This window comes from Halalkalibacter oceani (genome assembly GCF_023715705.1).
GTDB lineage: Bacteria > Bacillota > Bacilli > Bacillales > Bacillaceae_D > Halalkalibacter > Halalkalibacter oceani_A.
The window spans coordinates 1-453 of sequence record NZ_JAMBOS010000088.1; the positions used below are offsets into that span (position 1 = coordinate 1).

Below are 453 nucleotides of genomic sequence, written 5' to 3' on the forward strand. Positions count from 1 at the left end.
TCCGTATCTGTGTCACGGCGTTTTCCATGATCTGCTCCTGCTTTCTAAAATAGAAATACAAAGAGATAAAGATCAAAGCTCCCATGCAAATTGCAGACACCAATACATACAGTGCTGCAAACTTCCATTGCAGACCGCAGCAACGGAGAATGACGAGAAACCAACGACAATCAACAGGATACAGATGAAAAGCTGTTTGATTTTTCGGTTTGCCAGTATTCGCATAGCACACCTCATTCCGTCTTATTCCATTTGTAACCAAAACGCCGAACAGTGACGATCTTCTGTGGATTGCCGGGATCATCCTCAATTTTTATGCGTAATCTTCGGATATATACCGTCAGGGTGCTGTTGTCAATATAGTCTTCCTCACAATCCCAAAGCCTGCTCAAAATTTGCTCCGATGACAGGACAATGTTTGGGTTCTCCATAAACAGACACAGCAATTTATAT

General features: G+C 42.4%; 2 protein-coding genes. Both read right to left on the reverse strand.

The features are described 5' to 3' along the window. Positions 1 to 232, reverse strand: a 232-nt coding sequence (locus M3212_RS21770; RefSeq protein WP_251195990.1) for a hypothetical protein, incomplete at its 3' end; no start/stop codon positions are given. 1 nt (position 233) lies between these two features. Then, a partial coding sequence (locus M3212_RS21775) for a winged helix-turn-helix domain-containing protein (protein ID WP_251195991.1) occupies positions 234 to 453 on the reverse strand: 220 nt, incomplete at its 5' end.